General features: G+C 72.2%; 21 protein-coding genes. 13 read left to right on the forward strand and 8 right to left on the reverse strand.

What is annotated here, in order from left to right; all coding sequences use genetic code 11:
* Positions 1–80: 80 nt before the first annotated feature.
* From ACK8N7_RS20410 to ACK8N7_RS20420, 3 genes are all read left to right on the forward strand, one after another.
* The gene (locus ACK8N7_RS20410; protein ID WP_403214877.1) at positions 81–947 is read left to right on the forward strand and encodes a dioxygenase family protein; all 867 of its coding nucleotides are present in this window, start codon (positions 81–83) and stop codon (positions 945–947) included.
* A 198-nt stretch (positions 948–1145) separates the two neighbouring features.
* On the forward strand, positions 1146–1655 hold the full coding sequence (locus ACK8N7_RS20415; RefSeq protein ID WP_015609386.1) for a SigE family RNA polymerase sigma factor: 510 nt from the start codon (positions 1146–1148) through the stop codon (positions 1653–1655).
* Positions 1656–1721: 66 nt separating this feature from the next.
* Positions 1722–3131 (forward strand): hypothetical protein, encoded by a 1410-nt coding sequence (locus ACK8N7_RS20420; protein WP_403214745.1) that lies wholly within the window; start codon positions 1722–1724, stop codon positions 3129–3131.
* A 226-nt stretch (positions 3132–3357) separates the two neighbouring features.
* On the opposite strand, the gene ACK8N7_RS20425 is transcribed toward ACK8N7_RS20420, so the two are convergent.
* On the reverse strand, positions 3358–5025 hold the full coding sequence (locus tag ACK8N7_RS20425) for a bifunctional 3'-5' exonuclease/DNA polymerase (RefSeq protein WP_500443589.1): 1668 nt from the start codon (positions 5023–5025) through the stop codon (positions 3358–3360).
* Between the two features lie 87 nt (positions 5026–5112).
* Here ACK8N7_RS20425 and ACK8N7_RS20430 point away from each other — a divergent pair, with 87 nt between their 5' ends.
* The 3 genes from ACK8N7_RS20430 (at position 5113) to ACK8N7_RS20440 (ending at position 9511) form a co-directional block, all read left to right on the forward strand.
* Positions 5113–6027: an NADP-dependent oxidoreductase gene (locus tag ACK8N7_RS20430; protein ID WP_403214749.1), complete on the forward strand. Its 915-nt coding sequence runs from the start codon at positions 5113–5115 to the stop codon at positions 6025–6027.
* A gap of 109 nt (positions 6028–6136) precedes the next feature.
* Entirely contained in the window at positions 6137–7348 is a 1212-nt protein-coding gene (locus ACK8N7_RS20435; protein ID WP_403214752.1) for a DUF2786 domain-containing protein, read from the forward strand.
* Between the two features lie 36 nt (positions 7349–7384).
* A complete protein-coding gene (locus tag ACK8N7_RS20440; RefSeq protein WP_403214754.1) occupies positions 7385–9511 on the forward strand; it encodes an FUSC family protein in 2127 nt (708 codons plus the stop codon).
* Between the two features lie 12 nt (positions 9512–9523).
* Here the strand turns inward: ACK8N7_RS20440 and ACK8N7_RS20445 are convergent, their stop codons facing one another.
* Positions 9524–10036 (reverse strand): hypothetical protein, encoded by a 513-nt coding sequence (locus ACK8N7_RS20445; protein ID WP_403214756.1) that lies wholly within the window; start codon positions 10034–10036, stop codon positions 9524–9526.
* A gap of 251 nt (positions 10037–10287) precedes the next feature.
* Between ACK8N7_RS20445 and ACK8N7_RS20450 the strand changes: the two genes are divergently transcribed.
* Entirely contained in the window at positions 10288–10524 is a 237-nt protein-coding gene (locus tag ACK8N7_RS20450) for a DUF397 domain-containing protein (RefSeq protein ID WP_031123986.1), read from the forward strand.
* Positions 10525–10668: 144 nt separating this feature from the next.
* Here ACK8N7_RS20450 and ACK8N7_RS20455 read toward each other — a convergent pair whose 3' ends face one another.
* Entirely contained in the window at positions 10669–11175 is a 507-nt protein-coding gene (locus ACK8N7_RS20455) for an ATP-binding protein (RefSeq protein ID WP_403214758.1), read from the reverse strand.
* Positions 11176–11522: 347 nt separating this feature from the next.
* Here ACK8N7_RS20455 and ACK8N7_RS20460 point away from each other — a divergent pair, with 347 nt between their 5' ends.
* The 5 genes from ACK8N7_RS20460 (at position 11523) to ACK8N7_RS20480 (ending at position 16608) form a co-directional block, all read left to right on the forward strand.
* Entirely contained in the window at positions 11523–12404 is an 882-nt protein-coding gene (locus ACK8N7_RS20460) for a Sco1979 family transcriptional regulator (RefSeq protein ID WP_176143946.1), read from the forward strand.
* Positions 12405–12462: 58 nt separating this feature from the next.
* Positions 12463–13920 carry an aldehyde dehydrogenase family protein gene (locus ACK8N7_RS20465; protein WP_500443593.1) on the forward strand — a complete coding sequence of 486 codons (1458 nt, stop codon included), beginning with the start codon at positions 12463–12465 and terminating at the stop codon, positions 13918–13920.
* Between the two features lie 95 nt (positions 13921–14015).
* Positions 14016–14657: a PadR family transcriptional regulator gene (locus ACK8N7_RS20470; RefSeq protein WP_403214762.1), complete on the forward strand. Its 642-nt coding sequence runs from the start codon at positions 14016–14018 to the stop codon at positions 14655–14657.
* A gap of 86 nt (positions 14658–14743) precedes the next feature.
* Positions 14744–15724 (forward strand): ATP-binding cassette domain-containing protein, encoded by a 981-nt coding sequence (locus ACK8N7_RS20475; protein WP_403214764.1) that lies wholly within the window; start codon positions 14744–14746, stop codon positions 15722–15724.
* Positions 15721–16608: an ABC transporter permease gene (locus ACK8N7_RS20480; protein ID WP_403214766.1), complete on the forward strand. Its 888-nt coding sequence runs from the start codon at positions 15721–15723 to the stop codon at positions 16606–16608. The genes ACK8N7_RS20475 and ACK8N7_RS20480 overlap by 4 nt, the downstream gene beginning before the upstream one ends.
* A 347-nt stretch (positions 16609–16955) precedes the next feature.
* On the opposite strand, the gene gad is transcribed toward ACK8N7_RS20480, so the two are convergent.
* From gad to ACK8N7_RS20500, 4 genes are all read right to left on the reverse strand, one after another.
* The gene (gad, locus tag ACK8N7_RS20485; protein ID WP_500443596.1) at positions 16956–18383 is read right to left on the reverse strand and encodes a glutamate decarboxylase; all 1428 of its coding nucleotides are present in this window, start codon (positions 18381–18383) and stop codon (positions 16956–16958) included.
* 45 nt (positions 18384–18428) lie between these two features.
* Complete coding sequence (gene wrbA / locus ACK8N7_RS20490; RefSeq protein WP_403214770.1) at positions 18429–19052, reverse strand: NAD(P)H:quinone oxidoreductase; 624 nt, start codon at positions 19050–19052, stop codon at positions 18429–18431.
* A 123-nt stretch (positions 19053–19175) separates the two neighbouring features.
* Positions 19176–20456, reverse strand: a complete 1281-nt coding sequence (locus tag ACK8N7_RS20495; RefSeq protein ID WP_500443598.1) for an ion channel protein — start codon at positions 20454–20456, stop codon at positions 19176–19178.
* Positions 20457–20543: 87 nt separating this feature from the next.
* Positions 20544–20909 carry a YbjQ family protein gene (locus ACK8N7_RS20500; protein ID WP_319341629.1) on the reverse strand — a complete coding sequence of 122 codons (366 nt, stop codon included), beginning with the start codon at positions 20907–20909 and terminating at the stop codon, positions 20544–20546.
* A 150-nt stretch (positions 20910–21059) separates the two neighbouring features.
* On the opposite strand from ACK8N7_RS20500, the gene ACK8N7_RS20505 reads away from it, so the two are divergent.
* Positions 21060–21770 carry a DedA family protein gene (locus ACK8N7_RS20505; protein WP_403214774.1) on the forward strand — a complete coding sequence of 237 codons (711 nt, stop codon included), beginning with the start codon at positions 21060–21062 and terminating at the stop codon, positions 21768–21770.
* A gap of 82 nt (positions 21771–21852) precedes the next feature.
* On the opposite strand, the gene ACK8N7_RS20510 is transcribed toward ACK8N7_RS20505, so the two are convergent.
* Entirely contained in the window at positions 21853–23556 is a 1704-nt protein-coding gene (locus tag ACK8N7_RS20510; RefSeq protein WP_403214776.1) for a threonine/serine exporter family protein, read from the reverse strand.
* Between the last annotated feature and the right edge of the window lie 127 nt (positions 23557–23683).

Below are 23683 nucleotides of genomic sequence, written 5' to 3' on the forward strand. Positions count from 1 at the left end.
GGACCCGGCGTCACCGAACCTCCTGAACCTCTCCTGCCTCCCCGCACCGAGGACTCCGAGGAACTGTCATGACCCCACAAATGGACAACGCAACCCCTCATGATCCCAACGCCTCCGAAGAGGCGTCGGCGGACCGGCGGCGGATCAGCCGCAAAGGTCTCCTGAAGGCCGCGATCGTCGCGAGCGCGGCTCCTCTGCTCGCCGGAGGAGGCGTCGCACTCGCCCGGGACGCCGCACCGTCGGGCGGGGGCGCCCTCCTGGCCCCCACCCCGCAGTGCGACGACGGCGACGACACGACACCGCCGCAGATGGAGGGTCCGTACTTCAAGCCCAACTCCCCGCGGCGCACCAGCCTGGTGAGGCCGGGCACCCCCGGCGTACCGCTCACCGTGAGCGGCTACGTCTTCGGCCGGGCCTGCCGGCCCATCTCCGGGGCGCTGCTCGACTTCTGGCAGGCCGACACCAACGGGTCGTACGACATGGCCCAGTACGCCTTCCGGGGGCACCAGTTCACCGGTGCCGACGGGTCGTTCAGCCTCACCACCATCGTGCCGGGCCTCTATCCGGGCCGCACACGGCACATCCACGTGAAGGCCCAGGCCCCCGGGGGCCGCATCCTCACCACGCAGCTCTACTTCCCGGGAGAGCCGCGGAACAACACCGACGCCCTGTTCGACCCGGAGCTGCTGATGAACGTCCGCAGCGTCGGCAACGGGCGCCAGGGCACCTTCGACTTCGTGCTGGACGTCGCCCAGACGCCCGGCCCGACCGATCCGCCCACCGACCCGCCCACCGACCCGCCGGGCTCCACCTGGACGCCCGGTACCTCCTACAGCGCGGGAGACCGCGTCACCTACGGCGGAGTCGCCTACCGCTGCCGGCAGGCACACCGGTCCCTGACGGGCTGGGAGCCGCCGAACGTCCCCGCGCTGTGGGAACGCGGGTAGACACAGCAGCAGCGAGGCGTACCACCGCCCGCGCCCCGTTCACGCCGTCCGGCGCGTGAACGGGGCGCTTCCGCGTGCGGGCTCCCCCGTGATCCCTGGGGCCGGGAACTCGTCGCCGGCCGGGTGAAACATTTGCCCGGTCCCGGAGCGTCGATCAGATGGAGGGGCGGAACGGAGGACGGATGAACGGGGGAAGGCATGAGGACATCGCGTGCCGAGGAGTTCAAGGAGTTCGCTGCCGGGCGGGCGAGCCATCTTTATCGCTCGGCCTGTCTGCTGACCAGCGGTGATGTGCACCTGGCCGAGGACCTGGTGCAGGAGACGCTGGGCCGGATGTATGTGCTCTGGGGCCGGGCCCGCAGGATCGACAACCCGGCGGCGTACGCGCAGACCGTGCTCGTCCGGATATTCCTGACCCACCGGCGCCGCCGCTCCGCCGGTGAACGCCCGCTGGCCGAGCTGCCCGAGGGCGCCCCGGCCGACCCCGACGATCCGGCGCTGCGGATGACGCTGCTCCGGGCGCTCGCCCAACTGGCCCCGAAGGACCGCGCGGTGGTGGTCCTGAGGTACTGGGAGGACCGCAGTATCGAGGAGACGGCCGCCGCGCTCCAGGTCAGCCCCGCTGCCGTAAGGACCCGCTGTGTGCGGGCCCTCGGGCGGCTGCGCGCCCTGCTGGGCGGCACCATCGCGGAGTTCGCCGCCCACTGACCCGGCGCGCGTGTGCCCGCGCGCTGTCAACTGCTGTGCACCCAGAACGAGAAAAGGTGGTTCCCCATGCCCTTTGAAGACGAACTCAGCGAGGAGCTCCGCCGGACCGGGGAGACCTTCGACCTGACCGCCCGTACGGCGGTGGTGGACGGTGCTCTGGAACAGGGGCGCCGCTCGCTCCGCCGCCGCCGGGGCGCCGCCGTGGCGGGCAGCGTCCTGGCCCTGGCCCTCGTCGGCGGCGGCGGAGCGTTCGGCGCCGGGCTGCTGAGCGGCGGATCCGGTGGCGGTACGGGGGTGGCGGGCGGCGGACCGGCGGTCCCGGTGAGCGTGCCGGGCGGCCTCTCCGAGGAGAAGCTGGTCGCCGTCCTGGAGGAGCTGCTCCCGCCGGGCAAGGTCAGTGAGGCGCGGGGGGTGGTGAGCGGCGACGCGAAGGCCCCGCACCGCGCGTCGGTCTCCGCCGTCTACGACGACGGCAAGGGGAAGGGATCGGTCCTGGTCCTCCTGTATCCCGCGCCGGGCAGCAAGGGGGCCAAGGGGGCCGACTGCGATGAGCAGCCCGGCCCGGCCCCCGGCATCGTCAGCGGCGAGCAGGGGTACGACTCCGGGCTCACCGTCTGCTTCGACACCGGAAGCGGCGGTGGCAGCGGCACGGGTACCGGCACCGGCAGCGGCACCGATGAGGCGTCGGATGCGGCACGTGCCGTCTTCTTCACAGCGGGCGGCATCGCGGTGGACGCCCGCGCCTACGACCGGGTGACGGGTGGCGGGGCGGGGGCCGGTCGCTCCGGCCCCGCCCTCGACGACAAGGGGCTCATGGAGCTGGCGCGGGCCGAGGAGTGGCGCCCGCTGGCGGCCGCGCTGGAGGCGGGCGCCGACACGGTGGACACCGACGGGGCCTCGCGCCCGCCCGCGGAGCCGGAGCCCGACGCCGAGGACCTGCCGCGCACCGGGCAGGACACCCCGCGGACCGGGCAGGACACCCCGCGCACCGGTGAGCGCTCGCCGGAACCGTCGCGCCGGGAGGAGAAGGGCTCCCAGCAGCCCCCGCTCGACTACGCGTCGCTGATGCCCACCTTCCTGAAGCTGCTGCCCGAGGGCCTCACGGCGAGCGATAGGACGGACAGCCAGGACGGGTTCGCCTCCGTAGTCGTCGACGACGGCCGGGGCAGGACCCTCGTGCAGATCAATGTGCAGCCCGACATGGGGGGCGTCGCCGACGAGCTGTACGGCGACGCGACCACCCTGCCCGACGGCACGCTGCTCGCCACCACCCAGCAGCCCGGCGAGAAGGGCGGCGCGGGGGTCGTCTGGTGGACGGCCGACACGATGCGCCCCGACGGTCTGCGGGTGGTCGTCTCGGCGTTCAACTCCGGCGAGCAGTCGACGCCCGCCACCCGTCCGGAGCCCGCGCTCACCATGGAGCAGCTCACGGCGCTGGCGACCAGCCCGGAGTGGCTGAAGCTCCAGCAGAGGTAGAGGCCGAGGGGCCCCTGGGTGGTCCCCGGGTGGCAGGGCTGGTGCCCCTGGGGCCCGGCGGCAGGTGCTCCGGAGGGGGCTGGCGCCCGGGCCCCCAGGGGCAGTGGCTCCGGCCGGGGGCGGTTGCCCCCGGGCCCCAGGAGGCGGTGGCTCCGGCGGGGGCAGTTGCCTCCAGGCCCCGGCAGCAGTTGCTCCGGAGGCCCCGGCCCCCCGCCCCCGGGGCCGTTCATTTCGCGTCGGAGTACCGCTCCACGACCGCCGTGGTGAAGGGGAACCGCACCGGCGTCTCCCCGAAGGCGATCCGTCCGGCCAGCTCGCCGGCCGCCCGGATCGCCTCGGTCACGGCGGCGGTCTCCTCGGCCGGGCAGTGCACGATCACCTCGTCGTGCTGGAAGAAGACCAGCTCCGCGCGGAGCCCCTGTTCGTGGAGGGTGCGGCGCAGCCCGGCCAGGAGGAGCAGGGCCCAGTCGGCGGCGCTGCCCTGCACCACGAAGTTCCGGGTGAAGCGGCCCCTGGCCCGGGCCAGGCCGCCGTCGGACGTGGCCTCGCCGCCCTCCTGGGGGATGCCCGCCTCCTCGTCCTGGCCCGCCAGTGCGACCGGCGGGCTGGTGCGGCCCAGCCAGGTCCGGACCGTCCGCCCCTCCTCGCCCGCCCGCGCCGCGTCGTCGACATAGGCGACGGCGAGCGGGAAGCGGCGGCGCAGGGCGGCCAGGTTCTTCAGCCCGTCCCCGGAGGTCTGGCCGTAGACGGCGCCGAGGAGGGCCAGCTTGGCGTGTTCGCGGTCGCCGTGGAACGCCCGGTCGGACAGGGCCTTGTAGAGGTCGCCGTCGTGACCGGCCACCTCCATCAGCCCCCGGTCGCGGGAGATCGCGGCCAGCACCCGCGGCTCCATCTGGTCGGCGTCCGCGACGACCAGGCGCCAGCCCTCGTCGGGGACGACGGCCTGCCGTATGACCTTGGGGATCTGGAGGGCCCCGCCGCCGTTGGTGGTCCAGCGGCCGCTGACCGTGCCGCCCGGCTGGTACTCCGGGCGGAAGCGGCCCTCGCGCACCCAGTCCTGGAGCCAACTCCAGCCGTGGGCCGTCCAGATCCGGTACAGCTTCTTGTACGCGATCAGCGGCTCGACCGCCGGGTGGTCCAGCTCCGCCAGCTCCCACCGCCGGGTCGACTTCACCGCGATCCCGGCCTGCGCGAACGCCTTCACCACATCGGCGGGCAGGTCGGGGCGGACCCTCCTGCCGAACGCCGCCGACACCTCGTCCGCCAGCTCGGCGAGCCTGCGGGGCTCGCCACCGCCCGCGTACCGCTCGCCCAGCAGCCCGTGCAGCACCTCCCGGTGGACATCGGCCCGCCAGGGGAGCCCCGACCGGTGCATCTCGGCCGCGACGAGCATCCCCGTCGACTCCGACGCGGTCAGCAGCCGCATTCGGTCCGGGTGTTCGGCGGTCTCGTGGCGGCGCACCTGGTCCGCGTAGACCCGGAGCAGCCCCTCGAAGGGGACCCCGGGGCCCGACGGCGGTTCGAAGAGGGAGGACTGCGCGCCTGGTTCGGCGGACCGGGAGGGCGGGTCCGGCGGCACGGGCGCGTTCTCCAGCCGGGCCAGCGCGGCGGCCGCGGACCGGGGCTCACCGAGCCGCCCCGCGTGCCCGAGCAGCAGGAGCTCGGCGCACTCGATGTCGTAACACCGCTCGACGCGGACCCCGGCGGCGAGCAGCCGGGGGTAGAGCTCGGCGGTGGACCGCCACACCCAGCGCGTCACGCCGGGCCGGGAGCGGACCGCCTCGACGAGGTCGGGCTCGGCCAGGACCGGACCGGCGGGCGTGCCGTCCCGCTCCAGCCCCACGAGCAGCGCCCCGCCCCCGTCCGTCGCCGACACCGCCCACCGTTCGGTCATGGATGCGAGTCTGGCACCCGCCACTGACAGTCCCCCGGAGCCGGGCCCCGACTGGCCGCCCGCCCCCGCAGCCGTGAGGATCGCCTCATGGAAGCGATCGTGTACGAAGAGTTCGGCGGGCCTGATGTGCTGCACCTGGCAGAGGTGGACGCGCCGCGCCCCGGGCCCGGCCAGGTCCGGGTGGCGGTGCGGGCGGCCGGGGTCAACCCGCTCGACCACAAGATCCGCAGCGGCCGGATGGAGGCGGCGTTCCCCACCCCGCTGCCCGCCACACCCGGCGCGGAGCTGGCCGGGGTGGTCGACGAGGTGGGGGAGGGCGTCACCGCCTTCGCCCCCGGTGACGAGGTCCTCGGCTGGAGCGCCACCGGTTCCTACGCGGCCGAGGCGCTCGCCGAGGCGGCCTCGCTGGCCCGCAAGCCGGAGGGGCTGTCCTGGGAGACGGCCGCCGCGCTGCCGGTGGCGACCGACACCGCCTCCCGGGTCCTGGACGAGCTGGCGCTGAGCGACGGCGAGACGCTGCTGCTGCACGGGGCGGGCGGAGGCGTCGGCTCGGTTGCCGTGCAGCTCGCCGTGGCCCGGGGCGCGACCGTCATCGGCACCGCCTCCCCGGCCAACCACGACTACCTCCGGGTGCTCGGCGCGGTCCCGGTGGCGTACGGGGACGGGCTGGTCGAGCGAGTGCGCGAGCTGGCCCCGCAAGGGGTGGACGCGGTCTTCGACGCGTCGGGGCGCGGTGCCCTGCCCGCCTCCATCGAGCTGCGCGGCGGCACCACCGACCGGATCGTCACCATCGCGGACGGGGACGCCGCCGAACTGGGCGTCGCCTTCTCCTCCGGCGGTGGCGGACCCTCCGCCGAACGCCTCGCGCAGAACGCCCGGCTGGCGGCCGACGGCGAGCTGCGCGCGGAGATCGCCCAGGTCTTCCCGCTCGCCGACGCCGCGCGCGCCCACGAGGTGAGCGAGGGCGGGCACGTCCGGGGCAAGCTGGTGCTGCTGCCGTAGAAGTCGGCAGAAGGCGGTAGAGGACCGTAGAAGCCCGTAGAAGCCCCTGGAAGTCCGTAGGACTACTCCGTAGAGCGGTCCTGTCCGTGCCCCCGCCTACCCTGGTCGGATGGAACCGGTGATCGACCAGGCATGCGCGGCGGCGCTGTACGCGGAGGGCGACGCGGCCCTGGACACCGGGGCCTCCCTGCTCGCCGCCGCCCCCGAAGCGGACGACGCGCTGCACCGGCGCGGCGAGGAGTTCGTGCGCCGCGCCTGGGAGAGGGGCTGGCACCCCGCCGACCTGGTCCGGTTCGTCCGGCTGGAGCTCGACGAGCGGCGGGCGGTGCTGGCGGCCACGCTGATCGAGGCCGAGACCGCCCGGTACGCCGAGCTGCCGCCCCGCTGGCGCGCCCAGCTCGCCGAGCTGCCCGGGCCCGCGGCCGCGCCGCGCAACAAGCCCGACCGGTTCAGTTACGCCTCCGACCTGCTGGAGCTCTACCGGCTGCTGCTGCGGCTCCCCGCGATCGAGCCCGTGGGCCCCGCGCCCGGCACCGCCGCCGACCACCTCCACCGGCCGCCCGCCCCTGGCGAACCCCGCATGCTCACCCGGATCCGGGCGCTGCTGGCGAAGGCGGAGGCGACCGGCTTCCCGGAGGAGGCCGAGGCGCTGACGAGCAAGGCGCAGGAGCTGATGGCCCGGCACAGCATCGACGAGGCTCTCATCGCCGCCCGTACGCAGAGCACCGAGACCCCCGGGGCGTGCCGGATCGGGGTGGAGCCCCCGTACGAGAGCGCGAAGGCGATCCTGCTCGACGCCGTGGCCTCCGCCAACCGCTGCCAGGCCGTGTGGAACGGCGACCTCGGCTTCAGCACGGTCGTCGGCTTCGAGCCGGACCTGGACGCCGTCGAGCTGCTGTTCACCTCGCTGCTCGTCCAGGGCACGGCCGCGATGACCCGGGCGGAGGCCGGGCAGCGGGCCTCGGGCCGTAAGCGGACCAAGACCTTCCGGCAGTCGTTCCTGATGGCGTACGCGCAGCGACTGGGCAGCCGGCTCGCCGACACCACCGAACGGGCCACGGCGACGGCAGCCGACACCGGCACCGACGCCGACACGGGCACCGGCACCGTCCCCGGCGGACTGCTCCCCGTCCTCGCCGCCCGGGACGTCGCCGTCACCGAGACCGCCGAGCGGATGTTCCCCCGGACCACCACCACCCGGGTCCGCGGCGCCACCGACCTGGACGGCTGGAACCACGGCACCGAGGCCGCCGACCGGGCCCGCATGGGCAGCACACACGGCCGCACCTCCCGTGGACGCGACGGCGAAATCATGGCGTAAGCCCGGCTTGTCCGTGTTGGAGGCTAGGCTCGGCCCATGAGCTGGCTCCGGGCGCTGAAGGAGACCGCCCGCTCGGGGCTGGAGATCGAGCGGCAGAGACTTGAACCGCTCATCGCCTTCCGCGGGGCGGCGGGGCTCGCCCTCGTCGTCGGCACGAGCCTCGTCCTCTTCGGGCCGGAGATCGCGGCGAGCTCGGCGTTCGGCGCCTTCCAGGCGGCCATCGCCACCTTCCAGCGCAGCTGGCGCCCGCGCCCCGTGCTCGCCCTCGTCTCCGGCGCCAGCCTGGCAGTGTCGACGTTCCTCGGCTATGTCACCGCCTCGCACCCCGTGCTGTTCCTCTGCCTGCTCGGCGGCTGGACCTTCCTCGCGGGTCTTGCCTGGGCGGCGGGCCCGACGGGCGGCATCATCGCCTCGTCCAACGTCGCGATCATGCTCGTGACGATCACCCTGCCGACCTCCGTCGTGGACGCCGCCGCCCATGCCGGGATGATCCTGGTCGGCGGGGTGGTCCAGGCGGCGCTGATCGTCCTGTTCCCGGTCCGGAGGTGGGGCGCCCAGCGCGACGCGCTCGCCGACGCGCTGGCCGCCGAGGCCGACTACGCCCGGCGCCTGCGCCACGACCCGGTCGCCCCCTTCGACCCGCTGCCCCTGATGACCGCCCGCAGCGCCGCCGCCGTCACCCCGCGCCAGGCCCGCCGCCGCCCCGCCGAGCTCCACGGCGCCCGGGGCATCGCGGAGCGGCTGCGTCCGGTCCTCGCCTCGCTTGCCGACCCGGCGATGGGGGTGCCCGCCGACGGCCTGGAGCGGGCCTGGGTGAACGAGCTGCTGGGCGCCGCCGGGTCCGTGCTCGACGCCGCCGCGCGGGCCGTCCGCCACGGCGAACCCGTCCACCTCTCCGCCACCGACCTGGGCGTCCTGAAGACCCCCGACAACGACGTGATCCTCGTCGGCCCCGCCCTCCGCGCCGCCGACCGCCTCGCCGCCCTCCTCGACGACGTCCTGGAGATCGCGGAAGGCACCGGCACCGAGAGCGGGGTCCCCGAACACCTCGCCCCGGACACCCGCCACCGCCCCACCCTGTTGCGGCTGGTGCCGGTCGTGCTGAAGGCGATGCGCCGGGAGCTGCACCACGACTCCCCGATCCTCCGCCACGCGATCCGGGTCGCCGTGGTCGCCGTCGCGGGCTACTTCGTCGGCGCCGCACTGCCGCTCGGGCACGGCTACTGGGCGCCGATGACCGCCGTCATGGTGATGCGCCCGGAGTTCTCGCAGACGTACGGCCGCTCAGTGGCCCGCTTCGGCGGCACCCTGGTCGGCGTCGGGCTCGCCACCGCCATCGTGCAGACCGCCCACCCCGACGCCCGGCTCTCGGCGCTCCTCGCGGTGGTCTGCGCCGGGCTGATGTACCTGCTGATGCGGACCGGGTACGCGGTCGGCCAGGTCTGTGTCTCCGCCTACGTCGTCTTCCTGCTCGGCATGGCGGGCGACGACTGGTCCCAGACCGTCACCGAGCGCATCGTGCTCACGCTGGTCGGCGGGCTCCTCGCGATGATCTCGTACGCCGTCTACCCGGCCTGGGAGACGCCGCGGCTGCGCAACCGGCTGGCCGAGTGGCTGGTGGCGGACGGGCGGTACGCGGCGACGGTGGTCGACCGGTACGCCGACCCGGCCCACCGCGACCTGGACGAGGTACGGGACGCCCTGATCGCGACCCGGGAGGCCAGGGTCGCCTGGCAGGAGGCGCTGGCGACCGCCCAGCACGAACCCGTACGCCACCGGGGCATCTCCCGAGCCGCCGCCACCGACGCCCAGCACGCCCTGGCCCAGCTCGGCCGCTCCGCGATGGTGCTGGAGGCCCACCTGCCGGCCCGTTCGGCGGACCCGGTGCCCGGCGCCGCCCAGCTGGCCGAGGCGTTGCGCCGGGCCACCGAGAAGGGCGCCAAGGCGGTACGGGAGCGGCGGTTGCCCGACTGGCAGCCGGTGGTGGACGCGGTGGCCCACTGGGACATGCCGACGCCGGCGGAGGACGGTACGACACCGGTCGGCGACCCGGTGGTGCGCCGGGGTGCGGCGCTGCTCCTGGAGGCGCTGGAGGAGTTCACCCGCGCCCTGGACGAGCGGGGCGGCTCCACGCGTGTCAGCAGCACCCTCGCCGAGCGCTGAGAGGACGAAGCCTCAGGACGCCGGAGGCACCTCGGGAAGCTCCGGCATCTCGGGCATCTCCGGCAGCGACGGCAGATCCGTCGGCAGCTTGCCCGGGTCGGCCTTGGAAAGGGTGTCCTTGACCCCGCCGTCCCAGGAGAGGACCAGCTTCTCGCCGTCGTTGGACTCGATCGCGCCCATCGTCCGGTCGGTGGACCCGCCGGTGCACTTCAGCGCGAGCATCACCTCGCCCATGTCCTTCACATCGCCCTGGCACACGGACTGGTCGGCGACGAGGGCGACCTTGCCAGCGGTGATGGAGACGGTGACGTTCTTGCCGTCCGTCAGCCCCACCCACGTGCCGTCCAGCGCTGCGGTGTCCGTGCCACCGCCCCCCGACGCCTGGCCGTCGCCGGGCTTCGCGCTCGCCCCTGCGTCCGGGCCGGAACCCTTGCCCGCGTCGTCGTCACTGCCGCACGCGGTCAGCGCCAGCGAGGCGGCCAGAGCGGCGACCACGACACCTCCGGTGCGTACGAACCTGGTCACGTGGAGTTCCCCCTTGCTGTTTTCCGGTCGAAAGACCGCGCCACGTTACCAAGGTTCTTCCGGTCAACTCCGTTAAGCGGGAGCCAAATAGGCGTGCCGTTCGTCTCTCCTCCAGGGTCTTCTCCAGGAAGGAAAGTGTGTAATCAAAGCAACACCCCGCGTGCACGTGCATCTGCTCATGCATCGGCATATGAACAGGGCTATGATCCGATCTAGTTGACACTTGCACCTTGCAACTCGGGGAGCGTCCTGTGCACCACGTGTACAACGGCATGGCGGCCACAGAGCTTCGCGGAGTCGTCTGGCAGAAGAGCAGGCACAGCAACTCCCAGGGATCCTGCGTGGAGTTCGCGAAACTGCCTGGAGGGGATGTGGCGATGCGGAACTCCCGCCATCCCGACGGGCCCGCGCTCGTCTATACGCCGGCCGAGATCGAGGCGTTGCTGCTCGGCGTCAAGGACGGCGAGTTCGACCACCTGACGGCCTGAAGCCACCTGACGGCCTTAAGTCACCTGTTGGCCTGAGGTCATCCGACGGCCTGAGACCACCTGACGGCCGGAGGCCGACTCCGGCGGCCAGGTGGCCAGGTGGTTCCTGCGAAGGGCCCGGGAGGGGCCCGCGTGGGCCGCTTCTCACTGTTCGTTCTTCGCGCAGTCCGCGAGCCGGAACAGGGCCCAGACCACCTTGCCGTGCAGGGGTGCCGACGGGAATTCCCCGGCCGGCGCGGGTGTGGGGTGCCAGCCCCAGCTGTCGCTGACGCACTCCACCAGGAACAGGCCCCGGCCCGACTCGGCTGAGTCCGCGGCCTCGCCCGTCACCGGGCTCTCCCGGCTGGGATCGCGCACCGCGCAGACCAGCCGTGAGCTCCAGCGCATCAGATGCAGCCGTACCGGCGGGTCCTGGAACTCCCGGGGCGGGTCGCTCGGCAGCGCGTGGCGCAGGGCATTGGTGACGAGCTCGGACACCACCAGGGCGACATCGTCGAAACGGTCGCTCAGCTCCCACCGTTCCAGGGTGGACCTGGTGAACTGCCGTGCTCCGCCGACCGCTTCGTAGCGGGCGGGCAGAGCGCAGGAGGCCGAGCCGGCGACCCCTGAGGGGTCGGTCGGGGGAAGCCCCTGCCGTAACGGCTCGAGCATCGTCGATCCATTCGTCCCCATACGAGGCACTCCCGGGATTCGCGGCTGTAGCGGCACTGCCTGTAAGCGGTACTGCGGGGGGTACAGCGGCACAACACGAGCACGCAGGTGCGCAGGGGTCATGCTTCCCAATGCGCAGGGCAGATGCAAGGGCAGATGCACGTGCACGCGCCGGACCTGCCCGACACCGTGGTGATTCCGGGGTATTTCTTCCCTCGGGCAGTTTCGGAGCTTTCCGGACGTCTTCTCATTTCCGTAATCGAATGAGTACGGGCTGAAGCGTTTTGGTGGCAGAATCCTGGCTTCGGGGTTCAGGCCCTAGGGGCGCCCCGAGTGCCCGGTAGACGATGGGGAAGGTCGGTCCGGTGTCGGCAGGCGAGTCGAGTGGATCAGTGGTGCGGCGCATCCTGCTGGGCTCTCAGCTCAGAAGGCTTCGGGAGTCGCGCGGTATCACCCGTGAGGCGGCCGGCTACTCCATCCGGGCCTCCGAATCGAAGATCAGCCGCATGGAGTTGGGACGGGTGAGCTTCAAGGCCAGGGACGTCGAGGATCTGCTCACGCTCTACGGTGTCGCGGACGACGCGGAGCGCGACGCGCTCCTCGGCCTGGCGCGCGAGGCCAATGTGGCGGGCTGGTGGCACAGTTACGGGAATGTGCTGCCCGGCTGGTTCCAGACCTATGTGGGTCTGGAGGGGGCGGCCTCTCTCATTCGTATCTATGAAGTCCAGTTCGTGCACGGCCTGTTGCAGACCGAGGCATACGCCCACGCCGTCGTCTCCCGCGGAATGCGCGGCGCCTCCGCCGCGGACATCGACCGCCGGGTCGCCCTGCGCCTGGAACGCCAGAAGGCACTCGTCTCCGAACGGGCCCCGACCTTCCATGCCGTTCTCGACGAAGCGGCCCTGCGCCGCCCTTACGGTGAACGCGACGTGATGCGGGCTCAATTGCGGCATCTGATCGACATGTCGGAGCAGCCGAACATCACCCTTCAGGTGATGCCCTTCAGTTACGGAGGGCATGCGGGCGAAAGCGGTTCGTTCACCATGCTCCGTTTCCCGGAATCCGACCTGTCGGACATTGTCTATTTGGAGCAGCTGACAAGTGCGCTCTATCTGGACAAGTCCGAGGAGGTCGCGCAGTACGAAAAGGCCATGGCGTGCCTGTGCGAGGACAGCCCCGGGCCGGAGGAGAGCCGCGATCTGCTGCGCGGACTCCTCCAACTCTCGTGATTACTCAGTACCATGACGTCACATCAGGAGTCTGCGAACGCCTGCAGTAAGGGATTGCATGTCCTTCTTCCATGAACTGGCCCACCAGTACATCGATGGCGAGTGGCGCACGGGCAGCGGCTCATGGGACATCATCGATTTCAATCCCTACAACGGTGAGAAACTCGCCGCCGTCACCGTTGCCACCGCGCTGGAGGTCGACCAGGCCTACCGGGCGGCCGAGCGGGCGCAGCAGGAGTGGGCCGCCACCAATCCGTACGAGCGGCGGGCCGTCCTGGAGCGGGCCCTGCGCATCACCGGGGAGCGCACCGAGGAGATCGTCGAGGCGGTCATCGACGAGCTGGGCGGCACCCGGCTGCGCGCCACGTACGAGGTGCGCGGTGCGACGGAGGTGCTGCGCGAGGCGGTCCGGCAGTCGCTGCGCCCCACGGGCCGTCTGCTGCCCGCCGTCTCCGACGGCCGCGAGAACCGCCTGTACCGGCTCCCCGTCGGCGTCGTCGGCGTGATCAGCGCCTTCAACTTCCCTTTCCTGGTGACCATGAAGTCGGTCGCGCCCGCGCTGGCGCTCGGCAACGCGGTCGTCGTGAAGCCCCATCAGAGCGCCCCCGTCGTGGGCGGCGGACTGATCGCGAAGATCTTCGAGGACGCCGGGCTGCCGGCCGGGCTGCTCAACGTCCTGATCACCGACAGCGCCGAGATCGGTGACGCGTTCATCGAGCATCCCGTGCCCCGGGTGATCTCGTTCAGCGGCTCCGACCGGGTCGGCCGCCACATAGCCGCGATCGCTGCGGGGTTCTTCAAGCGCACCATCCTGGAACTGAGCGGCAACAGCGCCCTGGTGGTGCTGGAGGACGCCGACATCGACTACGCGGTCCGGGCGGCGGTCTTCAGCCGCTTCCTCTACCAGGGCCAGGTCAGCATGGCGGCCAACCGCATCCTGGTGGACCGTTCGGTGGCCGGGGAGTTCACCCGGCGCTTCACCGCCGAGGTGGCCGCCCTGAAGTCCGGGGACCCGCGGGACCCGGAGACCCGGATCGGCCCGGTCGTCAACGCCTTCCAGGCCGACGCCCTGACCGCCCTGGTCGACCGCGCGGTCGCGGACGGCGCGACCGCGCTCGTGCGGGGCAGGACCCGCGGCAACGTCGTGGAGCCGACCGTCCTGACGGACCTGCCGGAGGACTCTCCGCTGCTGGCGCAGGAGATCCTCGGTCCGGTGGCCCTGCTGATGACCTTCGACGGCGAGGACGAGGCCGTACGGATCGTCAACGACAGCCCCTACGGCCTGAGCGGCGCCGTGCACACGGCTGACGCGGAGCGCGGGGTGCGGTTCGCGCAGCGGATCGACAGCGGGATGTTCCATGTCAACGACTCCACCGTCCAGGACGACCCGCTGGTGGCGTTCGGCGGCGAGAAGACCTCCGGCGTCGGACGGCTGAACGGCGAGGCGGTCGTGGAGGCGTTCACCACGCAGAAGTGGATGTCGATCCAGCACGGGCGCTCGGTCTTCCCGTTCTGAAGCCCCTCTTCCCGTTCTGGAGACCCCCGGCGGACTCTTCCCTTCCGGTCGGCCGGGCTACCCTAGTCAAAGTTGAATAGGAAGGGGTGGGCACCATGTCCGCGATCCGGCTGCTGGTGCTCGGCGCTGTGCGCATGCACGGCCGCGCGCACGGCTATCAGGTCCGCAACGACCTGGAGTACTGGGGCGCGCACGAGTGGTCCAACGCCAAGCCCGGGTCGATCTACCACGCCCTGAAGCAGATGGCGAAGCAGGGACTGCTCCTCGCGCACGAGACGGCCCCCTCCACGGCGGGCGGCCCGCCGCGTACCGAGTACGAGGTCACGGAGGAGGGGCTGGCGGAGTACCGCACCCTGCTGCGTGACGCCATCCGCTCCTACGACCAGAACCTCGACGTCCTCTCGGCGGCGATCGGGTTCATCGTCGACCTGCCCCGCGAGGAGGCGGTCGCGCTGCTCAAGGAGCGGGTCGAGGGCATGAGCGAGTGGCGGGACGCGGTCACCGAGTACTACACGCCCGAGGACGGCCCCGAATCCCTCGGCCACATCGGCGAGATCATGAACCTGTGGGTGCACTCGGCCGACACGGGCGCGGAGTGGACCCGGGGGCTGATCGAGCGGATCGAGGGCGGCGCGTACATCTTCGCGGGCGAGGGCGACCCGTTCGTCGGGGTGCTCGCCGAGGGCGAGGAGAACCCGTACGCGACCGGCGTCCCCGATCCCGGTGACGACGACTGATCAAGTTTGACGAATGACCTGACCCGGTTTATCTTCGAGCTGCTAGTCAAGTTTGACTACAAGGCTGTGGAAGGGTGGCGGGGTACGTGACCGACGCGATTGTCCTGGACGGCGTGCTCAAGAGGTACGGGGAGAAACGCGCCCTCGACGGGCTGGACCTCACGGTCGGAGCCGGCACCGTCCACGCGGTGCTCGGCCCCAACGGGGCGGGCAAGACCACCGCCGTACGGATCATGTCGACGCTGCTGCGCCCCGACGAGGGCCGGGTGACGGTGGCCGGGCTCGACGTCCGCGAGAGGGCGTCCGACGTACGGCGCAGGATCGGGCTGCTCGGTCAGCACGCGGCGGTGGACGAGCAGCTAGGCGGGCGGCAGAACCTGGAGATGTTCGGGCGGCTGTACCACCTGGGCGCCCGCCGGGCGGGCAGCCGGGCCGACGAGCTGCTGGAGCGGTTCGGGCTCGCGGACACCGGGCGCAAGGCCGTCAAGCAGTACAGCGGCGGGATGCGCAGGCGGCTCGACCTGGCCGCCTCGCTGATCACCGAACCGGCCGTCCTCTTCCTGGACGAGCCCACGACCGGCCTGGACCCGCGCGGCCGGGCCGAGGTGTGGGGCGCGGTGAGGTCCCTGGTCGGCGGCGGCACCACCGTCCTGCTGACCACCCAGTATCTGGAGGAGGCGGACCAGCTGGCCGACCGGATCTCCCTGATCGACGAGGGCAGGGTCGCCGCCGAAGGCACGTCCGACCAGCTCAAGGCCCTCGTCGGCGGCGACCGTATCGACGTCGTCCTGCGCGACGCGGCCCGGCTGGCGGAGGCGGCCGCGCTGCTGGGGCCCCCGGACGCCCTCCTCGACCCGGACCGCCGGCTGATCAGCGCCCCCGCCCCGGACCGGATGGCGGCCCTGACGGGGACGGTCCGGGCGCTTCAGGAGGCGGGCATCGAGGCGGAGGACATCGCGGTGCGCCGCCCGACGCTGGACGAGGTGTTCCTGTCGCTGACCGGAAGGCCCGGGGCGGGAAAGCCCGCAGGCGGGCAGGCAGTACGCGAGACGGAGGCGGCGGCATGAGCGCGGCGACGACAGCGATTCCCGGACTGGGCGAGCCCGGCCAGGGCGGTCCGGAGCAAGGCTGCCCGCAGCAAGGCACCCCCGGCCGCGAAGGAGGCTCCGCGCGGTTCGGCTGGGCGCTGGCCGACTCCTGGACGATGACCCGCCGCGAACTCGCCCACTGGGCCCGGCAGCCCGTCGAGGTACTCGTCAACCTGGCCTTCCCGGTGATGCTGCTCCTGATGTTCACGTACCTGGTCGGCGGCGGCCGGGGCGTGGAGGGCGACCCCACGGAGTTCCTGGTCCCCGGGATGCTCGCGCTGACCATGGCCTTCGGCCTGGAGAGCACGATGCTCGCCGTCACCCAGGACCTCGGCAAGGGCGTCATCGACCGGTTCCGCTCCCTGCCGATGGTCCCGGGCGCGGTCCTGGTCGGCCGCAGCACCGCGGACATGCTCCAGTCGACGGCGGCGCTCGCGGTGATGGCCGGGGTCGGCTACGCGGTGGGCTGGCGCTGGCACAACGGGGCGGCCGCGGCGCTCGGCGCGGTGGGGCTGCTGCTCCTGCTCCGGTTCGCGATGCTCTGGGTCGGCATCCAGCTCGCCATGGTGGCGGGGCGGCCCGAACTGGTCTCGGCGGTCCAGATCCTGGTCTGGCCCGTCGGCTTCCTCTCCAACGTGTTCGCCACCCCGGCGTCGATGCCGGGGTGGCTGGGCGCGGTGGTCGAGTGGAACCCGATGTCCGCCACCGCCACCGCCGTACGGGAGTTGTTCGGCAACCCGGGCGGCGCGACCGGCTCCTGGGCCGCCGAACACGCCCAACTCCTGGCCCTGCTGTGGCCGGTGGCGATCATCGCGGTGTTCTTCCCTTTGGCGGTAAGGAAGTTCGCCCGCCTGAGCAGGTAGCGGATTCGCTCACAGGGACTGGTGCAGGGACTAGTACCTGCCCTTGCCGGTCTTGGAGGCCACGATCCAGCCAGGAGCGGCTGTCCAGGACCGACGCCGTGGGCGCGGTCGAGAGGGTGGTGCCGAGCAGGGCGACGGCAACTCCCGCCGAGAGGGCGGCAGTACGGCCGAGGCGGCGCGTCGTACCGCGTGCCTTGAGGTGGGCGGACAAAAAAAGCCTCCTGAGCGAGCGTGGTGGGGGTGGCCCCCGGCACGTGCACACGGGGGCCCATGCTGCGAGTGAGAGCTCAGTTGTCCTGCGGTGCTGCTGTTCGAGCGCCCTTCGCGGACGCGGCGCGGCGGCGGGTTCAGTGGTGGAAGGCCGTCACTGCCGCCCGGTCATGGCTCAACGGGTGCTTCTGCGCCCGTAGTTCGGGGAGCAGCAGCTTCAGGTCCTCGATCAGCAGTGCGGCCAGGTCGGAGGAGAACCCGTTGCGGCACACCACCCGCAGCACCGAAAGGTCCTCCCGGTGGGCGGGGAAGGTGTAGGCGGGGACCAGCCACCCGTGCTCCCGCAGCCGGCGCGAGACGTCGAACACGTCGTACGCGTGGACGTCCGGCTTCGTCGTGAAGGCGAAGACCGGCAGCTCGTCGCCCCGGGTGAGCAGCCGGAAGTCGCCGAGCTCCTCCACCGCCCTGGCGAGCCGGCGGGCCACGTCCCGGGATGCCTGCTGGACCGCCCGGTAGCCGTCGTGCCCGAGGCGCAGGAACGTGTAGTACTGCGCGACCACCTGCGCCCCGGGCCGGGAGAAGTTCAGCGCGAAGGTCGGCATGTCGCCGCCCAGGTAGTTGACCCGGAAGACCAGCTCCTCCGGCAGCTCGTCCGCCGTACGCCACAGCGCCCAGCCGACCCCCGGGTAGACCAGCCCGTACTTGTGGCCCGAGGTGTTGATCGACGACACCCTCGGCAGCCGGAAGTCCCACTCCAGCTCCGGATCGAGGAAGGGCGCCACCATCGCGCCGGACGCCCCGTCGACATGGACGGGGATGTCGAGCCCGGTGCGTTCCTGGAGGGCGTCCAGGGCGGCGCACAGCTCGGCGATGGGCTCGTAGGAGCCGTCGAAGGTGGAGCCGAGGATGCCGACGACCCCGATGGTGTTCTCGTCGCAGAGCTCGGCGGCCGCCTGCGGGTCGAGATGGAAGCGCTCGCCGTCCATCGGGACCTGCCGGGCCTCCACCTCCCAGAAGTTGCAGAACTTGTCCCAGCAGACCTGCACGTTGACGCCCATCACCAGATTGGGCCGGGCGGTCGCCGGATAGCGGTCCGCGTTCCGCTTGGCCCAGCGGCGCTTGAGGGCGAGCCCGGCCAGCATGCACGCCTCGCTGGACCCGGTGGTCGAACATCCCACGGCCGCCGCCGGATCGGGCGCGTTCCACAGGTCGGCGAGCATCGCCACACAGCGCCGCTCCAGCTCGGCGGTGCGCGGGTACTCGTCCTTGTCGATCATGTTCTTGTCCTGGCACTCGCCCATCAGCACCCCGGCCTGCGGCTCCATCCAGGTGGTGACGAAGGTGGCCAGGTTGAGCCGGGAGTTGCCGTCGAGCATCAGCTCGTCATGGACCAGCCGGTACGCCGTCAGCGGCGGCAGCGGCCCGTCCGGCAGCCGGTGCCGGGGCGGCGCGGTGTTCATCGCCGCCGTCGGATCGGCCTCCCCGAAGAAGGGGTTGAGGGCGAGCCTGCGCCGCTCGTCGGAGTGTTCGTCCCGCTGCGGGTGGGCGCCACGGTGGAGCGGCATGGGGGAGCAACCTTTCTCCGGGTCTCGTCTCTCGGCTCTCGTCGATCAGCTCTCGGCGGCGAGCCCGGTCTTCAGGGCCCGGGTGAACTTCACGACGCGCTCGGCCTGCACCCGGGCGGCGGTCAGCGTCACCTCGCCGATCGGGATGTCGCCCTGCCCGGACACGTGCGAGGTGCCGTACGGGTTGCCGTCGACGAACTTCGAGGGGTCGGTGTACCCGGGGGCGACGAGGATGCCGCCGAAGTGGTGGATCGTGTTGTAGAGCGCGAGCAGCGTGGACTCCTGGCCGCCGTGGGCGGTGGAGCTGGCGGTGAAGCCGCTGTAGACCTTGTCGGCCAGCTGCCCGGACTGCCAGAGCCCGCCGAGCGTGTCGATGAACTGCTTGAGCTGCGCGGTGATGTTCCCGTACCGGGTCGGCGAACCGAAGATCACCGCGTCCGCCCAGACCATGTCGTCCGGCGAGACCTCGGGGACGGAGGCGGTCGCCTGCACGTTGGCGGCCCACGCCGGGTTGGAGTCGATGGCCGCCTGCGGGGCCAGTTCGGCCGCCCGGCGCAGCCGCACCTGGGCCCCGGCCCGCTCCGCGTCCTCGGCGATGGCCTTGGCGATCGTGGCGATCGTGCCGGTGGACGAGTAGTAGATGACGGCGACGTTGACGGGCGTGGACATGCGGGGACCTCCGTCGGGACAGTATCGGTATGAAACGGTACGCAGTGGTACGGAGCTGACGATACGGATATCCGCCGCACCCGGCGCGCCGGGCGGCCCCGCCTCCGTACGCCGTCTCCTCGCTCACCGCAGCGCCTTGCCCTCCCCGTCCAGCTGCATCTGGGCCCGCCCGGTCACCAGCAGCCAGGCCGGCAGGGCGGCGGCGCACAGCAGCGGCAGTACGGACGCGTCGCTGACCAGCACCGCCGCCGTGAACAGGCTGACCCACCCCTGCCGGGTGACGGCGAGCAGCACGCCCAGCACCGCGCACGAGACCGCGAGCGCCGGCGGTACGGCGTCGACCAGCGCGTGGGCGCAGAGCCCGAGGGCCACCCCCACGAAGACGGCGGGGAAGATCCGCCCGCCCCGGAAACCGCAGGCCGCCGCGACCACCAGGGCGGCCGTCTTCACCACCGCCATGCCCGCGAACCCCCCGGCCGACCAGCCGTCCGGGTCCGCGGCGAGCTCCTTCACCTCCTCCAGCCCCTTGAACAGGGTCAGATGGCCGCCCAGCGCCCCGAGCAGCCCCAGCGTCAGCCCGCCGAGGGTCAGCGCGAGCACCGGGTACCGCAGCGCGCGGAAGGCCCGGTGCGCCAGCGGCAACGCGTACACCGCCAGCAGGCCGAGGAGCGCGCCCGCCGAGGCGATCAGCAGGGCGGAGAGCAGGTCGCCCCAGTGCGGTCCGGAGTAGGCCGGGAGGGAGAGGTCGAAGCTGGGGTGGGCGAGCAACGACATGGTCAGCGCCCCTGCCGTACCGGCCGCGAGCGGCGCGAACAGCCGGTCCCAGAAGGCCCCGGGGGCCGGCTGCGAGGCCAGCGACTCGGAGAGGATCAGCGCGGCGGCGATCGGGGTGCCGAACAGGGCGCCGATCGTCCCGGCGGCGGCGAGCGCCAGCCACAGGTCGGCCGGTGCGCCGGGCGCGGCCCGTCGGCCGAGCCAGTACGCGAGGGCGATGTTGGCGGCGGTGATCGGGTTCTCCGGCCCGAGGCTCACCCCGCCCGCCAGCGCCAGCGTGGTCACCAGGAGCAGTCCGGGGATGATGCCCGGCCGCATCGGTGCGTCCACCAGGCCGGTGGTGGCCGGATCGGGCCCGCCGTGACCGGGCACGGCCCGCAGGACCAGGCCCACCGCGAGCCCGGTCGCGGTGAGCATCACGATCATCCAGAGCGAGGAGTACCGGCCCACGCCGAGCGCGTCGGGCAGGGTCTCCCAGAGCACGTCCTGGAGCTGTTCCGCCAGCAGGCTGACCCCGAGCAGGACCAGCGCGCAGACCACGCCGACGGCGATCGCGGGCAGGACGAGCGGCAGGAGGCGCCGGGCGGGGGCGGCCGGGGGACGGGGAGGCGCGGGGGATTCGGGGTCCACCGGCTCACCCTAGGGCGACGAAACGCGCAAACCACCCCATTGCGACCCCGGAGGAACCGCGTCACCGCCCGCCGGTCCGCCTCGCCGTCACACCCGGCTGATCACCGCCGCCGTCCCGTACGCGCAGACCTCCGTGCCGACATCCGCCGCCTCCGAGACGTCGAACCGCATCATCAGGACCGCGTTGGCGCCCCGCGCCCGGGCCTGCTCCACGAGCCGCTCCATCGCCTGGTTGCGGGTCTCGACCAGGGTCTTGGTCAGCCCCTTCAGCTCGCCGCCGATCATCGACTTCAGCCCGGCGCCGATCTGGCTGCCGAGGTGACGCGATCTCACCGTCAGTCCGAAGACCTCGCCGATCACCTGTGTCACCTGGTAGCCGGGTACGTCATTGGTGGTGACGACCAGCACGTCCGCCTGGGCCGTCTGGCCGCCGCCGAAATCCTCAATGCCCATGTTTGTGGCACCTCCTGTGCTCAGCCTCGCCCCGCTTCTCCGGATACGCATTCCCGATGTGCGCCACTGGAACCAAGGGCGTCCACCGGGCGTTGATAGCTTGGGGCGGCCTACAGAGCCCCCATCGCACACATCCTGGAGCCCGGACCCTTGAATACGCTTGCGCTCGGCCCGAGCTGGCTGGACCCGGACTATCTGCTCAATACGTTCGGCCTCCCCGGCCTTCTCCTCATCGTCTTCGCCGAGTCCGGACTCCTGATCGGCTTCTTCCTGCCCGGCGACTCCCTGCTGTTCACCACGGGGCTGCTGGTGACCACAGGACAGCTGAAGTACCCGCTCTGGCTCGTCTGCACCCTGGTCGCCGTCGCCGCGATCGTCGGCGACCAGGTGGGCTATCTCTTCGGCCGCAAGGTCGGCCCGGCCCTCTTCAAGCGCCCGGACTCCCGCCTCTTCAAGCAGGAGAACGTCGAGAAGGCCCACGAATTCTTCGAGAAGCACGGGCCGAAGTCGCTGGTCCTGGCGCGGTTCGTGCCCATCGTGCGGACGTTCACGCCGATCATCGCGGGCGTCAGCCGGATGAACTACCGCTCCTTCATCACGTACAACATCGTCGGCGCGATCCTCTGGGGCGTCGGTGTCACCGTGCTCGGCGCCATGCTCGGCAAGATCGACTTCGTGCACGAGCACATCGAGATGATCCTCATCCTGATCGTGCTGATCTCCGTGGTGCCGATCGTGGTCGAGGTCCTCAGGGCCCGCAGCCAGGGCAAGAAGGCCGCAGCCGCCGAGGCCGCCGGCAACCCGGACGGCCCCCCGGCGGGCCCGGCCTCCGGCCAGCGCGGCCGCCACGCCAAGCGCTGACCCCTTCCCGTACGTACGACAGGAGCCCCTCCCCGCAGCGACCGGGGGAGGGGCTCTTCCCGTACGCGTACAGGACGGGCCCTCAGAACCCCCGGGTCCGCTTCGCCGCCCGGCGGCTCGCCCCGCCGACCGCGCCCGGCACCCCCATGAACAGCCGCGAGATCTCGCTCCCCAGGTTCACCCCGATCGCGATGGCCAGGGCCGTCGCGACCGCCGTCGACAGGGAGGCGAGCCCCCGGTCCAGCTCGTTCTGCGCCACACCCAGCAGACCGAAGTACGTCGCCGAACCGGGCAGCAGCGGCCCGATCGCGGCCGTGATGTACGGCAGCGAGGAGGTGAACCGGTAGCGCGAGAACAGCTGGCCGAACAGGCCCACCAGACCGGCCGCCACCGCCGTCGCCGCGACCGGCGAGATGCCCCCGGTCCGGGCCATCGCCGCGAAGATGATCCAGGCGACACCGCCGTTGAGGGTGACCGCCAGCACGGTGGAGCGCTCCTGCTGGAGCAGGACCGCGAAGGCCAGGCTCAGCGCCATCGACGCCAGGATCTGGAGCACCGGCCGGTCGTTGGGCACGAACTGCGCCTCGGGGTTGAGCGCCGCCCCCAGCTGCACGCCCAGGTACAGGACGATCAGCACGCCCGCCACGATCCCGATGAAGAAGTACATGACTTCGAGGAGCCGGGCGGAGGCGGTGATGTAGTAGCCGGTCAGCCCGTCCTGCACCCCCGCCACCAGCGCCCGCCCCGGGAGCAGCGCGAACAGCCCACCGGTGATCACCGCGGACGGCCGGATGTCCGTCGAATGGGTCAGCGTCAGCGCCACGCCCATCGCGGCGGGCGGCATCGCGGCCACCGTGAACTGGTAGAACTCCGGCAGCCCGCGCCCGGCGCAGAGCCACGCCAGCCGGTCGCCGAGCATCGCGCCCGCCGCCGCCACGATGAAGACCAGCACCCCGCCGCCGACCAGCACGGAGGCCGAACCGGCCAGCAGCCCGGCGGCCGCCGTCAGCACCCAGCCCGGGTACGGGTGCCGGTTCCTGCGGATCTCCGCGAGCCGCCGGTAGGCCTCCTCCAGGGAGACGTCGGCGTCCTCGCTGGTGATGTCGTCGACCAGCCGGAAGACCGCTGCCAGCCGGGTGTAGTCGGTGCCCCGGCGGCGTACGGTACGGCTCGCCGTCACCGGGTCGTCGACCAGCGACGGCTGGTGCGAGATCGACAGCAGCGTGAACGTGACCGTCGGCTCGCTGCGGTCGAGGCCGTACGACCGGGTCACCGCGAACATCGCCGCCTCGACGTCCTCGGCACCCTCGCCGCCCGCCAGCAGCAGCTCCCCGATACGCAGCGTCAGGTCGAGCACGCGCGGCACGGCGGGACCCGTGTCGTCGTCGGTGCGCTGGACGGTCTCCGGCGCCGGGCGCTCGGTCACCGGCATCCGCAGCATCGTGCGCATCCTGTCCTGCCAGGGCGCCTCCTTGGTCAGCCTGACCATCGGAATGCCCTGCGCGGGGGTGAAGGCGGGGGGAGTCTGCTGGGCGTTGTACCCGCTCGGCGGGGTGAAAGCGGAACTCAGCGTGTCCGAGTTCGGACCGCCCGTGGAACCGCCGCCGGAACCGCCCGAACCGCTCGGCTCGGGGTACACCCCGATCGGGATCGCGAACTCCGACGTCGGATGGTCCTCCTCGGGCGGCGAGGCCGGCTGACTCGTCCCGGCAGGCGCGGTGAAAGCGCTCCGTGCCTCGTCGGACTGGGGCTTCTGGTCCTCAGGACCGCCCGATTCCGCCACCACTCGACCTCGTTCCTCCTCGGCTACACCTTCCGGGCGCACGTGTGCCCAGTATGGCCACCGCCATGGGCCCCGCATGACGAACCGTCCGCACAGCCGAACGGGCGGCACACCCGTGAAGGTGTGCCGC

Source organism: Streptomyces griseobrunneus, from assembly GCF_046713465.1.
Lineage (GTDB): Bacteria > Actinomycetota > Actinomycetes > Streptomycetales > Streptomycetaceae > Streptomyces > Streptomyces microflavus.